At 74.2% G+C, this 1,171-nt stretch carries 1 protein-coding gene; it reads left to right on the top strand.

The genetic code is table 11. The annotated features are described in order from the left end of the window. The coding region (locus tag FV228_RS30360) for a GAF domain-containing protein (protein WP_147857807.1) at window positions 1-1,171 on the top strand (1,171 nt) is incomplete at both ends.

Raw genomic sequence — 1,171 nt, forward strand, 5'->3', positions numbered from 1 at the left:
CTCGCCGCCGGCACCCTGTCGGACGGCCTGTCCGTCCGCCGCCGGCTGACCCTGACCGGCCGCGGCGCGCCTTACTACGTGGTCGCGCACGCCCATGCCGGCCGGGTGATCGTCGAGTTGGAGCTCGAGCCCGAATCCGACGAGGACTTCCCCACCGCCAGCCAGGTCGACACCGAACTCGCGGTCGGGCGCCTGCGCGAGGCCGGCACCCTGGCCGAGGCCGCCCGCATCGCCGCCCTGGAGATCCGGGCGTTCACCGGCTTCGAGGCCGTGCTGGTCTACCGGTTCGACGCGGACTGGAACGGCGAGGCGGTGGCCGAGGACAAGGTGCCGGGCTGGTCGCGCAGCCTGCTCGGCCTGCGCTTCCCCGCCTCCGACATCCCCGCCCAGGCCCGCGCGCTCTACACCAGGGCCAAGAACCGGTTCGTGATCGACCGGGACAGCGTGCCGGTCGGGCTGGTGGCGGCCCCCGGCGCCGGCAACGGCCCGATCGACCTGACCTTCGCCCAGCACCGCACGCTGTCGCCGATCCACCTCGAGTACCAGCGCAACCTGGGCGTGAACGGCTCCATGTCGATCTCGATCATGGTCGAGGGCCGGCTCTGGGGCCTGATGATCGGCCATCACCGCCGCCCGCACTACGTGACGCCCGAGACGCGCTCGGCCGCCACCGTGCTCACCGACGCCTTCGCCATGCGGGTGCAGGAGATCGAGTCGCGCCGGCTCTGGGAGGAGCGGCAGGCCCATCTCGGCGTCGAGGGCCGGCTGGTGCGCGGCCTGACCCGGTCCGACGACTTCGTGGCCTCCCTCACCGGCGGCACGACGACCCTGCTCGACCTGTTCAGCGCCACCGGCGCGGGCATCGTGGCGGGCGAGCGGGTCACCCTCATCGGGCGGGCGCCGCCCCCTGCTGTGGTCGCCCGGATCGCCGGCTGGCTGCGGGACGCGCTGCCGCCGGGCGAGACCGGCTACAGCAGCAACAGCTTCACCGCCGCGTACCCGGAGGCGGCCCCGTACCGGGAGATCGCCAGCGGCCTGCTCGCCGCCTTCGTGGACGAGTCGCGCGAGACCCTGCTGGTCTGGTTCCGGCCCGAGGTGCCCAGCACCGTGACCTGGGGCGGCGACCCGCGCAAACCGGTGCTCGCCGGCAGCGGCCCGGTCGCCCTGCTGC

This window comes from Methylobacterium sp. WL18 (assembly GCF_008040015.1).
Taxonomy (GTDB): Bacteria; Pseudomonadota; Alphaproteobacteria; order Rhizobiales; family Beijerinckiaceae; genus Methylobacterium; species Methylobacterium mesophilicum.